Genomic DNA, 12,759 nt, shown 5'->3' with positions numbered 1-12,759 from the left:
CTGTGACCGACCGGCCCCGGTCGCGACTGGGAAAGGACACTCGAGATGGACACCACAAGCACCGCCGCCGTCAACGAGGATCAGCTGATGGCGTTTGTCATGCGCGCCGTGGAAGAAGCCGGCGCTGCCCTGAACTGCGCGTTGGTCGTGATGGGGGACCGGCTCGGCTACTACACCTCGCTGGCCGGCCATGGTCCCAGCACACCGTCGGAACTGGCCGAACGCACGGCCACCGACGAGCACTACACCCGGGAGTGGCTCAACGCACAGGCGGCAGGTGGTTTCGTCGAATACGACCCGGCGTCGGAACGCTATTTCCTGCGGCCGGAGCAGGCAGTGGCGCTGGCCGATGAGAGCAGCCCGGCATTCGTGGTGGGACTGTTCCAGACCGCGCACGGAACCGCCCGCGACGCCACCAAGGTCTTCGACGCCGCCGCAACCGGAGGTGGCGTGCACTGGGGTGATCACAACTCCGACGTCCACGTGGGGTGTGAGCGCTTCTTCCGGCCCACCTACGCCGCACACCTGGTCGCCGACTGGCTCCCGGCGCTCGAGGGTGTGACGGCCAAGCTCGACCGCGGTGCCCGGGTGGCGGACGTCGGCTGTGGGCACGGCGCGTCCACCATCCTGATGGCGCAGTCATTCCCGCGCTCGGAGTTCACCGGTACCGACGTTCACGAGGGCTCGATCGTCACCGCCAGGGAACGTGCCCGGCAGGCGAACGCCGGGGCGCGCATGCACTTCGAATGCGCGCCGGCGGACGCGTTTTCCGGCGGCCCCTTCGATCTGGTCACGATGTTCGACTGCCTGCACGACATGGGGGATCCGGTGGGAGTCGCCCGGCACGTGCGTTCGGTCATCGACGACGACGGCACCTGGATGATCGTCGAACCGGCCGCCGGCGACCGGGTCGAGGACAACTTCACCCCGGTTGGACGCGCCTACTACGGATTCTCGACGTTGTTGTGCACACCGTCGTCCCTGGCTCAGCCGGTCGGGTTGGCGCTCGGCACGCAGGCCGGTCCGTCCCGCATTCGTGACGTCGTGACCAGTGCCGGCTTCACCCGGTTCCGGGAGGCGGCCCGGACCCCGTTCAACATCGTGTTCGAGGTGCGGCCCTAGCTCGCCTCAGGCGGCGACGAGCTTCGCGGCCACGGCGTCGTCGTAGCGATCCAGTACGGTGGCCGCCACCAGATTGTGCGAGCCCAGCGGCTCGCACATCGAAATCTGTTGCCGGGCAGCGAAAGCCGCCACCCGATCGGTGATCTTGCCGTGCGCCAGGAACCACGGTGCGATGACGACGCGGGAGGCGCCACGCTCGCGCAGCTCGGCGACGGAGTCCGGGAGGTTCGCATAGGGCCCGGTGGCGAAGGCGGTTTGTGTTCCGGCCCAACGGGTTCCGCGAGCCAGCGCCGCAGCCACCGTCGCGGTGCGGGCGTTGGCGGCCGGCTTCGAGGAACCGACCGCCACCAGCACCACACCGAGGCCCTCGTCGTCGGCCGACACCCCGGACTCGGCCAGCCGGTGCCGCAGCACCGTCAACAGCGCGGGGTCTTCGCCCAGCGTGTCGGCCTGCTGGACGTAGCGGCCCGACTCGGCGACCACCGCCGGGATGTCGACACGCGCGTGATAGGCCGACGCCAACAGAAACGGTGTCACCACCGCATCGCCGGTCTCGGCCAACACCTCACCCAAGCTCGGTGCGGTCCGTTCCAGGAATGCCGCGCGCACATCGAGCCACGGGCGCAGCCGCCGGATCCGGCCCGCCACGGCATACGTCACCGCCGCCGACCGCGGGTCGACGCTGCCGTGCGCGGTCAGGATGAGGCCGGGCGGGGTGGCGGGAGAGGGCCCGGGCGGGGTGGTGGGAAAATACGCCGTCACGAAGCGTGCAGTCCGCACTCCGTCTTGGCCAGCCCCTGCCAGCGCCCGCTGCGCGGGTCGGCGCCGGGCTCGGGCTTGGCCGTGCACGGGAAGCAACCAATCGACGGGTAACCCTCGTCGACGAGGGGGTTGACCAGCACGCCGTTGGTGGTGATGTAGTCCTGCATGTCATCGTCCGACCACGCCGCAATCGGGTTGATCTTCACCAGCTTGAACGCTTCATCGAAGCTGATCAGCGGCGCGTTCGCCCGGGTGGGGGCCTCGACCCGGCGGATACCGGTCACCCAGGCCGTGTAGCCGCGCAGCGCTTTCGACAGCGGCTCGACCTTGCGCATCCGGCAGCACGCGCCGGGGTCGCGGGCGAACAGGTCCTTGCCCAGCAGCGCATCCTGTTGCGCGACGGTGTTCTCCGGCGCGACGTTGACGACGTGCACGTCATACACCGATTCGACCGCGTCGCGGGTGCCGATCGTCTCGGCGAAGTGGTAGCCGGTGTCCAGGAACAGGATGTCCACCCCCGGGCGCACCTTGGCGGCCATCTCGACCAGCACGGCGTCCTGCATGTTGGAGGCGACGACGTAGTTGCCGCCGAAGTGCTCGTCGGTCCAGCGGAGCAACTCCTCGGCACTGGCGCCGTCCAGTTCGGCAGCGCCACGGGCGGCCAGCTCCCGCAGGTCCGTCTCCGTCAAACGACTCACCTCAACAGTCATCGTTCATCACCTTCGTCCCAACACGCATCAGCGCAGATCAGCTTCGTCGGCTCGCAGAGCCCACTTCGCGAAACGCTCTCCGGTCTCGCGTTGTTTCACGAAATTGCGCACAACCCGGTCGATGTAGTCACCGAGTTCGTCACTGGTGACCTTGTGCTGGCGCAATTTGCGACCGAATCCGCTGTCCAGGCCCAGGCTGCCACCCAGATGCACCTGGAAACCCTCGACCTGGCCACCGTTGCCGTCGTCGACCATCTGGCCCTTGAAGCCGATATCGGCGATCTGGATGCGTGCGCACGAGTTGGGGCAGCCGTTGATGTTGACCGTCACCGGCACGTCGAGCTGCGCGTTGATGTCCTCGAGCCGCTTCTCCAGCTCGGGCACCAGGCTCTGGGACCGCTTCCGGGTCTCGGCGAAGCTGAGCTTGCAGAACTCGATGCCGGTGCAGGCCATCAGGTTGCGCCGCCAGTTCGACGGATCCGACGGCAGGCCCAGCTCGTCGAGGCCGGCCCGCAGCTCAGCGAGCTTGTCATCGGGCACATCCAGCACGATGAGCTTCTGGTAGGGGGTGAACCGGACCCGGTTGGAGCCGGCCGCCTCGGCCAGGTCGGCGACCTTGGTCAGGATCGTGCCGGACACCCGGCCGGCGATCGGCGCGACGCCGACGGCGTTGAGGCCGTTCTTGAGTTTCTGCACACCCACGTGGTCGATCGGGCGCAGCACCGGTTCGGGTGCCGGGCCGTCGATCAGCGGGCGCTTGAGGTACTCCGTCTCGAGAACCTCACGGAACTTCTCGATACCCCAGTCCTTGATGAGGAACTTCAGCCGCGCCTTGGCCCGCAGCCGCCGGTAGCCGTAGTCACGGAAGACGCTGACCACGCCCTCCCACACATCGGGCACCTCGTCCAGGGGCACCCACGCGCCGACGCGCTGGCCCAGCATCGGGTTGGTGGACAGGCCGCCGCCGACCCAGAGGTCGAAGCCGGGGCCGTGCTCGGGGTGGTTGACGCCGATGAACGCGACGTCATTGACCTCGTGCACCACGTCCTGCAGACCCGAGATCGCGGTCTTGAACTTGCGCGGCAGGTTGGAGTACTCCTTCTTGCCGATGTAGCGCTTGACGATCTCGTGCACCGCGGGGGTGCCGTCGATGATCTCGTCGAGCGACTCACCGGCCAGGGGCGAGCCCAGCACGACGCGGGGGCAGTCGCCGCACGCCTCGGTGGTCTGCAACCCCACTTCGTCGAGCCGGCGCCAGATCTCCGGCATGTTCTCGACCTGGATCCAGTGGTACTGCACGTTCTCGCGGTCCGACAGATCGGCGGTGTCGCGGGCGAACTCGGTGGAGATGCCGCCGAGGGTGCGCAACGCGGCCGTCGTCAGGGCGCCGCCATCGGAACGCACCCGCAGCATGAAGTACTCGTCTTCGAGCATGTCGGTGTTGTCGTCACCGGTCCAGGTGCCGTCGTACCCGGGCTTGCGCTGGGTGTAGAGCCCCCACCAGCGGAACCGGCCGCGCAGGTCGCCCTTGTCGATGCTGTGGAAGCCGCCCTTGGCGTAGATGTTCTCGATCCGGGCGCGGACGTTGAGCGGATTGTCGTCCTTCTTGGACTGCTCGTTGGGATTGAGCGGCTCGCGGTACCCGAGGGCCCACTGCCCCTCGCCGCGGGGGCGCTTGGCCTTCGCCGGGCGCTTCGTGGGTGTTTCTGTCATTGTGTGCTCCTTGTCGGGGAGCCGGCGACCGCTGCAGATACCACCGGTGGGCTGAACCGGCGGCGCAGATCCGGCGGCCAGCTGTTTTGTCTCGGGGGCAGGCTGGGGCAGATCAGGCCGTCAAGGCAGACAGCAACAGCTACACACACGCTTGAAATCGACATGCCGCCGAGCGACGAGGGCGACTCGAAGCTGGGGCAGGCGTGCGGCGATCACCGGGCCATTCTGCCACGCCGTTCCTGCAGGTCCCAATCAGGCCAGATTTCGGCTCACCCTGAGTGAAATCGGTGTCGCGCGGACTCTGGGAGACTGGACGCCATGACAGCCGGCATCGCTTCGCGCGAGATCCCCGATCTCGCCATGACGCAGGGCGGGGCGTTCGGCATCTACATTCATGTGCCGTTCTGCGCCACCCGCTGCGGATACTGCGATTTCAACACCTACACCCCAGGTGAACTGGGGGGAGCCAATCCCGACGGCTGGTTGGCCGCGGTGCGGCGGGAGCTGCGGCTGGCCGCCGAACGGCTCCCGGGGCCCGCGGTCGACACCGTCTTCGTCGGCGGCGGCACCCCGTCGCTGCTCGGAGGGTCCGGGCTTTCCGCGGTGCTCGACGCGGTCCGCGAGTCGTTCGTCCTGGCTCCCGACGCCGAGGTCACCACCGAAGCCAACCCGGAGTCCACCTCGCCGGACTTCTTCGCCGCCATCCGGGCCGCCGGCTACACCCGGGTGTCGCTGGGCATGCAGTCCGCCGTGGCGCACGTCCTGCGGTTCCTGGACCGCACACATTCCCCGGGCCGGGCGGTGGCCGCGGCGTCCGAGGCGTTGGCCGCGGGTTTCGAGCATGTCAACCTCGACCTCATCTACGGCACGCCGGGGGAGTCCGACGACGACCTGAGGCGTTCCGTCGAAGCGGTGCTCGGTGCCGGCGTCGACCACATATCGGCCTACGCCTTGGTGGTCGAGGACGGCACCGCGCTGGCGCGACGGGTGCGCCGCGGCGAGATGGCGGGCGTCGACGACGATGTGCTGGCCGCCCGCTACGAACTGCTCGACGGCATGGTCCGCGACGCCGGCTTCGACTGGTACGAGGTGTCCAATTGGAGCCGCCCCGGAGGCGAGTGCCGGCACAATCTGGGCTACTGGGGCGGCGGCCAGTGGTGGGGCGCCGGCCCGGGTGCGCACGGCTTCATCGGCGCCACCCGGTTCTGGAATGCCAAGCACCCCAACACTTATGCCGCCGAGCTCGAGCAGGGTCAGCTGCCCATCGCCGGCTTCGAAGTGCTGGCCGCCGAGGACCGGCATGTCGAGGACGTGCTGCTGGGCATCCGGCTGCGCGACGGGCTGGCCCTCGATCAGCTGCGGCCTGCCGAGCGCGAGCGGGTGGACGCGGTGCAGGCCCAAGGTCTGGTGACCGTGGTTGCCGGCCGGCTGGTGCTCACCGACCGCGGCCGTCTGCTCGCCGACGGCGTGGTGCGCTCGCTTCTCGAGTGATTTGGGCGCGCTCGTAACCGCTGAGCGGTTACGAGCGCGCCCAAATCACCCTCACCGTTGGGCGGCCGGCCGGATGATGATCTCGTTGACGTCGACGTCCGCGGGCGTGCCGACGGCGTAGGCCACGGCATCGGCAATGGCCTCGGGTGCGATGGCGTTGCGGCGGTACTCCGCCATGGCCGCCTGGGCCACCGGATCGCTGATGGTGTCGGCCAGCTCACTGGTCACCACGCCGGGTGACACGGTGGTCACCCGCAGCCACGGCGGGGACTCCAGCCGCAGACCTTCGGTGATCGCCCACGCCGCGAACTTGGTGCCGCTGTAGACGGCGTACGTCGGGCCCACCTCGTGGGCGCCCACCGAGGCGATGGTCACCACATGGCCGCGCTCCTGGCGGGTGAACTGCGGCAAGGCCGCCGCGATACCGTGCAGCAACCCGCGGATGTTCACGTCGATCATCTGGTCCCACTCGTCGACCAGACCCGCATCCAGCCGCGACAGCGGCATCACCCCGGCGTTGGCCACCAGCACATCGAGACGGCCGTGCCGGGACACGATCTCGTCGACCGCGCGCTGCACGGCGCCACGGTCGGTGACGTCCAGCTCGTAGGGCTCGATGGTGCCGGACTGCTCGGCGGCCAGGTCACGCAGCCGGTCGATCCTGCGGGCCGCCGCGATCACCGTGGCGCCCTCGGCGGCCATCCTGCCCGCGATGGCCCGGCCGATGCCGCTGCTGGCCCCGGTCACCAGGACCACTGAGTTCTCCATGTCGTTCTCCTCTCCAGGTGTGTCGTCCTCCACTGTCGGGCCCGGACCGGTGCGGCACGAGGACGCAGTGTTCCTGGGTGCGCCAGACCCAGGTTCGCGGCCACACCGCTCACTACCATCGCGAATGTGGCAACAGGAGAACTCGGCGATTACCTGCGGGCCCGCCGTGCGCAGGTGACGCCCCAGGACGTCGAGCTGCCCAGCTACGGGCAGCGGCGTGTCGCCGGCCTGCGCCGCGAAGAGGTGGCGCTGCTGGCCGGGTTGAGCGTCGACTACTACACCCGCCTCGAACAGGGCCGGGAACGGCGCCCGTCACCGGCGGTGGTGGACGCCCTGGCCGGGGCGCTGCGCCTGCCCGAAGACGGCCGCCAGCACCTGTTCCGCCTCGCCGGGCTGAGCCCGCGGCAGCTCAGCGGGTCCACCACCCGCGTCGACCCGGCGCTGCTGCAGCTGATGAGCATGTGGCCGCACAACCCGGCGCTGGTGTACAGCCGCGCCTACGACGTGCTGGCCGCCAACGCGATCGCCGACGCGATGTTCGGGCAGTGGGCGCACTCGAAGAACCTGATGCACGTGGTGTTCACCGAACCGACTGCGCGCAGCTTCTACGCCGAATGGCAGACGGTGGCCCAGGATGCGGTCGCCGGGTTCCGGCACGGTTACGGCCAGGCGCCGGGCGACCCGCGGATCCGCGCGGTGCTCACCGAGCTGCTGGAGGCCAGTCCCGACTTCGCCGAGATCTGGACGCGCCACGACGCGCGGGGAAAAACGGCACAGGCCAAGCGTTTTCGTCACCCCGAGGTAGGGGAGATGACGTTGACCATGCAGACCTTCGATGTGCGGTCGAGTCCGGGCCAGGAACTGGTGGTCTATCACGCCGAACCCGGATCGCCCAGCAGCGATGCGTTGACGTTGCTGGGCGCGCTGGCCGCCGACGTGTCCAGCTGAGCGGCTGACGCGGATCACAGTCGGGTAGCCGGCCTGTGAACCGGCTGTGTATGTCACGATTACCCGCATGCACGTGTACTTAGGCAAGCCTACCCAGACTCCCGTGAGAGGCCACGGGACCGCCTGACGTGACACCACACCGCACCCCGGGCGACGCCCCCGAACCGATCGCCATTGTCGGCATCGGCTGCAGGCTGGCGGGCGACGTCACCACCCCTGCCGAGTTCTGGTCGTTTCTCCTGGCCGGCGGAAGCGCGGTCCGGGAGATCCCCGCCGAGCGCTGGGCGCCCTATCTGCGCCGGGACCCACGCAACGCCGCGGTGCTCAAGGAGACCACGCCCTGGGGAACCTTCCTCGACGATCTGCCCGCCTTCGACGCCGAGTTCTTCGGGGTGTCACCGAGGGAAGCCGAGCTGATGGATCCCCAACAGCGCCTCGCCGTCGAAGTTTGCTGGGAAGCGCTCGAACACGCCGGCGTGCCGCCACGCTCGGTCGCGGGCAGCGACACCGCCGTGCTGATGGGCGTCAACTCTGACGACTACGGCAAGCTCATCATGGAAGACCTGCCGGGGATCGAGGCCTGGAGCGGTATCGGGACGTCACTGTGCGGGGTCGCCAACCGGGTGTCCCATCTCCTCGACCTGCGCGGACCCAGCGTGGCTCTCGACGCGGCGTGCGCGGCCTCCCTGGTCGCGGTGCACCAGGCCTGCCAGTTGCTGCGCGACGGCGAGACCTCGCTGGCGCTGGCCGGGGGTGTCAGCGCGCTGATCGGGCCCGGCCTCACCCGGGTGCTCGACGTGGCCGGGGCCACCGCCCCCGACGGCCGTTGCAAGACCTTCGACGCCTCGGCCGACGGCTACGGCCGTGGCGAGGGCGCCGCCGTGGTGGTGCTCAAACGCCTGGCCGACGCCCAGCGCGACGGCGACCGGGTGCTGGCAGTGGTCCGCGGGGGAGCGGTGGCCCAGGACGGGCGCACCGTCGGCATCATGTCCCCCAACGGCGACGCCCAAGCCGATCTGTTCCGCCGCGCCTGCGAGGTGGCGCACGTACCGCCGGGCAGTGTCGATTTCATCGAGGCGCACGGCACCGGCACTCCCACCGGCGACCCGGTGGAACTCAACGCGCTCGCCGCGGTCTACGGGGCTGCCCGCCCGCCGGAAGACCCGTGCGCGGTCGGTTCGGTCAAACCGAACACCGGTCACCTCGAAGGTGGTGCGGGTGTCGTCGGCCTGATCAAGGCCGCATTGGCCCTGCACCACGAAGCCGTCCCGCCCACGGCGGGGATTCGCACGCTCACCCCGGCCGTCGACTGGGCCTCCAGCGGGCTGCGGGTGCCCACCACGGCGCAGCCCTGGGCCCGCCGCGCCGGCGCACCGCGGCGGGCGGCGGTGTGCAGCTACGGCTACGGCGGCACCATCGCCCATGTACTGCTGGAAGAGGCGCCGCCGTCGGCGCCCCTGGAAACCGTCAAAGCCCTTGCACCTGCGGTGGTTCCGCTGTCCGCCCGGTCGCAGAGCCGGCTGGTGCGGCAAGCCGAGGTGCTGGCGTCGCACCTGACGGATCAGCCGGTCGCGCAGATCGCCACCACGCTGTGGAACCGGCGCTCCCACGAGCCGGTCCGGGCCGCGGTCGTCGCCGACGACACCGCCGATCTGGTAGCCGGGCTCAGCGCGCTGGCCGCCGGCGACCGTGACCCCCGCGTGCTGACCGGGACGGTGGTCGACAACGCCGAGAACGGTGCGGTGTGGGTGTTCTCCGGGCACGGATCGCATTGGGCGGGAATGGGTTCCGAGCTCCTGGACACCGAGCCCCGCTTCGCCGAGGTCATTGATGCCGTCGCCCCGGTGTTCCGTGCCGAACTGGGCTTCTCGCCGCGCGAGGCGCTGCGCACCGGTGACCTCGGCGGCACCGACCGGGTGCAGGCCCTCACCTTCGCCATGCAGGTCGGGCTCGCCGCGGTACTGCGTGAGCGGGGCGCGCGGCCGGCCGCCGTGATCGGGCATTCGGTCGGCGAGGTCGCCGCCTGCGTGGTGTCCGGCGTGCTGAGCCTCGAGGAAGGCGCCCACGTGGCCTGCTACCGGGCCCGCGGATTCCGTGCCGTGATGGGCCAGGGCGCCATGGCGCTGGTGCGGCTGCCGTTCGCCGAGGCCGAGCAGCGGCTGGCTGCCCACCCCGACGTGGTGGCCGCCATCAGCTCCTCCCCGGAGTCCACGGTGATCTCCGGTGCCGCCGCCGCCGTCGACCAGGTGTCCACGCAGCTGACCGATCAGGGGATCATGGTGCGCCGGGTGGCCACCGATGTGGCGTTCCACAGCCCGGCAATGGATGCGCTGACCGGCGAATTGGCCCGTCTCACAGCGTCATTGCCGCGATCGCGGGACGCGGTGGTCCCGCTCTACACCACGGCTTTGTCCGATCCGCGGTCGACGGCCCCGCGCGACCCCGACTACTGGGTGGTGAATCTGCGGGGCCGGGTCCGGTTCGCCGAAGCCGTCACCGCGGCGGCCGACGACGGGCACCGCCTGTTCCTCGAGGTGTCCGCCCACCCTGTGGTGTCACACTCCGTGGTCGAAACGCTGACCCAGCTGGGTATCGCCGAACCGGCCGTCATTCCGGTGCTCCGCCGCGACCAGCCGCAGACACGGGCGCTGTCGGCCGCGGTGGCGGCGCTGTACTGCCACGGCGCCCCGGTGAACGCCCCCGGGCACGCCTGGGCACCCGACCTCCCGGGCACCCAGTGGCAGCACCGGAACTTCTGGCGCACCCCGACACCACCGCCCGGTGGCCGCGGCGTCCACGACATCGGCAGCCACACGCTGCTCGGCGGCCCGCTGGACGTGACGGGCGCCGTCCCGGCCCGGGTCTGGCAGACACGGGTGGACATGGACACCCGGCCGTATCCGGGTGATCACCCCGTGCAGGGCACCGAGATCGTTCCTGCCGCAGTGCTTCTGAACACCTTTCTGGCTGCCGCCGGTACCGATCTGGTGGACGTACGGCTGCGCACCCCGGTGGCCCCGGGTCGCGCCCGCGACGTCCAGGTGGTGCTGCAGGACCGGGCGTTGAGCCTGTCGACCCGACTCCTCGACGACGACGGGGGTTGGCTGACGCATTGCACCGCGGCCACCGCGGCCCCCGACCTTGCGGCGATACCCGGCGTGGCACCCCGGTGCCCGGAGTCGTTGCCGCCCAACCATGTGGTGTACACCCTGGCCGGGCTGGGCGTCGCGGCCATGGGATTCGGTTGGGAGATACTGGATCTGCGCCGCGGTGACGGTGAACTGTTGGCCCGGGTGTCCGCCGAGGACGACGGCTCGGTGCCGTCCAGTTGGGCGGGTCTGCTCGATGCCGCGACATCGGCGGCGTCGACGGTGTTCTCCGGTCCGTCCGAGGGCCTTCCCCGGCTGCGGATGCCCGCGCGCATCGACCGCGTGCACGTGCGGGGGAATGCGCCATCGGTCGCGATGATCCACGTGCGGCGCCGCCCCGGCACCACCACCACCGATGTCACGATCAGTGATGCAACGGGTGCGGTGCTGGTGTGGCTGGACGGCATGACGTTCGAGGAACTGGAGAATCCGGCCGGTACCGATACCGGCCGTCTTCTGCATGAGTTGGTGTGGAACGCAGTCGATTTCGACGATGAGCGCCGGCCCGACGAAGTGGTCCTGGTCGGCGGCGACGCCGGCACGCTGGCAGTGGTGGTACCCGACCTGGCAGCGGATGCCGTGCCGTACCGGGTGGTGACCGAACCGGAGCAGGTGCCCACCGGCCTCGCCCGTGGTGCAGTGGTGCTGGTGCTACCGCGGGCCGATGACACCCCCGAGGCCTCGGTGGAGTTGGTGCGCCGGACCTTGACGGGTCTGCATGTGGCCGGCAGCCAGGCGCGGTTGTGGGTGTTGACCCAGCGGGTGCACGAAGGCCACAACGTGACCCATGCCCCGCTGTTCGGGCTGGCGCGGGTGGCCGCCGCCGAACATCCTCGGCTGTTCGGTGGCGTGCTGGATCTGGCGGATGCCCGAATCCCGTTCAGCGCCTTGGCGTCACTGTCGGGTAACGGCGTGGTGGTGATGCGCGACGGGGTTGCCCGGGCAGCGCGACTGGAGTTCGCGACCCCCGGCGACGGGGCGCCGCTGAGCTGCTCACCGGGCGGCACCTATGTGATCACCGGCGGCACCGGGGCACTGGGCCTGCGGTTGGCGCAGCGACTTGCCGACCTCGGCGCGCGGCGGCTGCTGCTGCTGTCGCGGTCGGGCATACCCGAGCGCGGCGCCTGGCCCGACCTTGCCGACAACGACGCAGTCCGGACGGTGACGGCCCTCGAAGACCGCGGGGTGTCGGTGCACGTCGCCGCCGTCGACATCGGCGCACCCGGGGCCGCCGACGCGGTGCGGGCAGCACTGCGTGATCTGCCCCCGGTGCGCGGTGTCGTCCACGCCGCAGGCGTCGAGGCCGGCGCGCTGCTGGTCGACACCACCGCAGGTGATTTCGCCGCGACCATGCGCCCCAAGGTCGACGGCGCGCTGGCCCTGCACCAGGTGTTCGCCCCCGGACAGTTGGACTGGATGGTGCTGTTCTCCTCGTGCGGCTACCTGCCCGGCTTCCCCGGTCAGGGCGCCTACGCCAGCGCCAACGCGTTCCTGGACACCTTCGCCCAGCACCGCCGCAACCTCGGGGACCGCACCACCAGCGTCGCGTGGACGGCGTGGCGCGGACTGGGCATGGGCTCGACCTCCGGCTTCATCGCCGCCCAGCTCGAGGCGTTCGGTATGGACACCGTCGGAGCCGACGACGCTCTGCGGGCGCTGGATGCCGCGATCCGGGCCGACCGCGCGCATCTGGTGGTGTTACCGGTGTTGCCCGCAGCGGCGTCGGTGCCGATGCTCGCCGCTGTCGCCCCAACCGCCGAACCCGACACCGCGGCGCCCGCCGGCGCGGTGGGCCCCGGTGAGGTCGACACCGCGGTGTGGGCGGCCCAGCAGGTGCTGGCGGCGGTGGCCGGCGAGCTCGGCCTGCCCGAGGACGGCGTCGACCCGAGGATGCCGCTGGTGGAGATCGGGGTGGACTCGATCATGACCGTGGCGGTCCGGCGTCAGCTGGAGAAGCAGACCGGCCTCGCGCTGCCGCCCACCCTGCTGTGGGAGCACCCGACCGCGGCGGCCGTCACCGCACGTATCGTCGAGCTGTTGGACGGGGCCGACCAGCCTGCGGCCGTTTCCTGAAACCACGAGTCCCATGGGTTGGG

9 protein-coding genes are annotated in these 12,759 nt (G+C 70.3%); 4 read left to right on the top strand and 5 right to left on the bottom strand.

From position 1 onward, the window contains the following. Positions 1-45 precede the first annotated feature (45 nt). Positions 46-1,122 carry a class I SAM-dependent methyltransferase gene (locus NL241_RS23890; protein WP_487687039.1) on the top strand — a complete coding sequence of 359 codons (1,077 nt, stop codon included), beginning with the start codon at positions 46-48 and terminating at the stop codon, positions 1,120-1,122. Between the two features lie 6 nt (positions 1,123-1,128). On the opposite strand, the gene NL241_RS23885 is transcribed toward NL241_RS23890, so the two are convergent. From NL241_RS23885 to NL241_RS23870, 4 genes are all read right to left on the bottom strand, one after another. Further along, a complete protein-coding gene (locus tag NL241_RS23885) occupies positions 1,129-1,884 on the bottom strand; it encodes a sirohydrochlorin chelatase (protein ID WP_487687042.1) in 756 nt (251 codons plus the stop codon). Further along, positions 1,881-2,594 carry a phosphoadenylyl-sulfate reductase gene (locus NL241_RS23880; protein ID WP_494395238.1) on the bottom strand — a complete coding sequence of 238 codons (714 nt, stop codon included), beginning with the start codon at positions 2,592-2,594 and terminating at the stop codon, positions 1,881-1,883. The genes NL241_RS23885 and NL241_RS23880 overlap by 4 nt, the downstream gene beginning before the upstream one ends. 27 nt (positions 2,595-2,621) lie before the next feature. Continuing rightward, positions 2,622-4,307 (bottom strand): nitrite/sulfite reductase, encoded by a 1,686-nt coding sequence (locus tag NL241_RS23875; RefSeq protein ID WP_494395237.1) that lies wholly within the window; start codon positions 4,305-4,307, stop codon positions 2,622-2,624. Positions 4,308-4,427: 120 nt separating this feature from the next. Then, positions 4,428-4,523 carry an Ms4527A family Cys-rich leader peptide gene (locus NL241_RS23870; RefSeq protein WP_487687050.1) on the bottom strand — a complete coding sequence of 32 codons (96 nt, stop codon included), beginning with the start codon at positions 4,521-4,523 and terminating at the stop codon, positions 4,428-4,430. A 102-nt stretch (positions 4,524-4,625) separates the two neighbouring features. Here NL241_RS23870 and hemW point away from each other — a divergent pair, with 102 nt between their 5' ends. Further along, the gene (gene hemW, locus NL241_RS23865; protein WP_494395236.1) at positions 4,626-5,798 is read left to right on the top strand and encodes a radical SAM family heme chaperone HemW; all 1,173 of its coding nucleotides are present in this window, start codon (positions 4,626-4,628) and stop codon (positions 5,796-5,798) included. 51 nt (positions 5,799-5,849) lie between these two features. Here hemW and NL241_RS23860 read toward each other — a convergent pair whose 3' ends face one another. Next, the gene (locus NL241_RS23860; protein WP_494395235.1) at positions 5,850-6,566 is read right to left on the bottom strand and encodes an SDR family oxidoreductase; all 717 of its coding nucleotides are present in this window, start codon (positions 6,564-6,566) and stop codon (positions 5,850-5,852) included. 126 nt (positions 6,567-6,692) lie between these two features. On the opposite strand from NL241_RS23860, the gene NL241_RS23855 reads away from it, so the two are divergent. Together NL241_RS23855 and NL241_RS23850 are read left to right on the top strand one after the other, a co-directional pair. Further along, positions 6,693-7,514, top strand: a complete 822-nt coding sequence (locus tag NL241_RS23855; protein WP_494395234.1) for a helix-turn-helix transcriptional regulator — start codon at positions 6,693-6,695, stop codon at positions 7,512-7,514. Positions 7,515-7,642: 128 nt separating this feature from the next. After that, positions 7,643-12,736 (top strand): type I polyketide synthase, encoded by a 5,094-nt coding sequence (locus tag NL241_RS23850; protein ID WP_494395233.1) that lies wholly within the window; start codon positions 7,643-7,645, stop codon positions 12,734-12,736. Positions 12,737-12,759: the final 23 nt, after the last annotated feature.

It is taken from the genome of Mycolicibacterium sp. SMGY-1XX (assembly GCF_059132455.1).
The sequence above is the reverse complement of the archived record's forward strand: the minus strand, read 5'-3'. Positions and strand labels throughout refer to the sequence as shown.

What these genes read in the sequence shown, in the direction of transcription:
- NL241_RS23860 (WP_494395235.1), bottom strand. Translation starts at nt 6,566, where the DNA reads ATGGAGAACTCAGTGGTCCTGGTGACCGGGGCCAGCAGCGGCATCGGC.
- NL241_RS23890 (WP_487687039.1), top strand. Translation starts at nt 46, where the DNA reads ATGGACACCACAAGCACCGCCGCCGTCAACGAGGATCAGCTGATGGCG.
- NL241_RS23880 (WP_494395238.1), bottom strand. Translation starts at nt 2,594, where the DNA reads ATGACTGTTGAGGTGAGTCGTTTGACGGAGACGGACCTGCGGGAGCTG.
- NL241_RS23875 (WP_494395237.1), bottom strand. Translation starts at nt 4,307, where the DNA reads ATGACAGAAACACCCACGAAGCGCCCGGCGAAGGCCAAGCGCCCCCGC.
- hemW (WP_494395236.1), top strand. Translation starts at nt 4,626, where the DNA reads ATGACAGCCGGCATCGCTTCGCGCGAGATCCCCGATCTCGCCATGACG.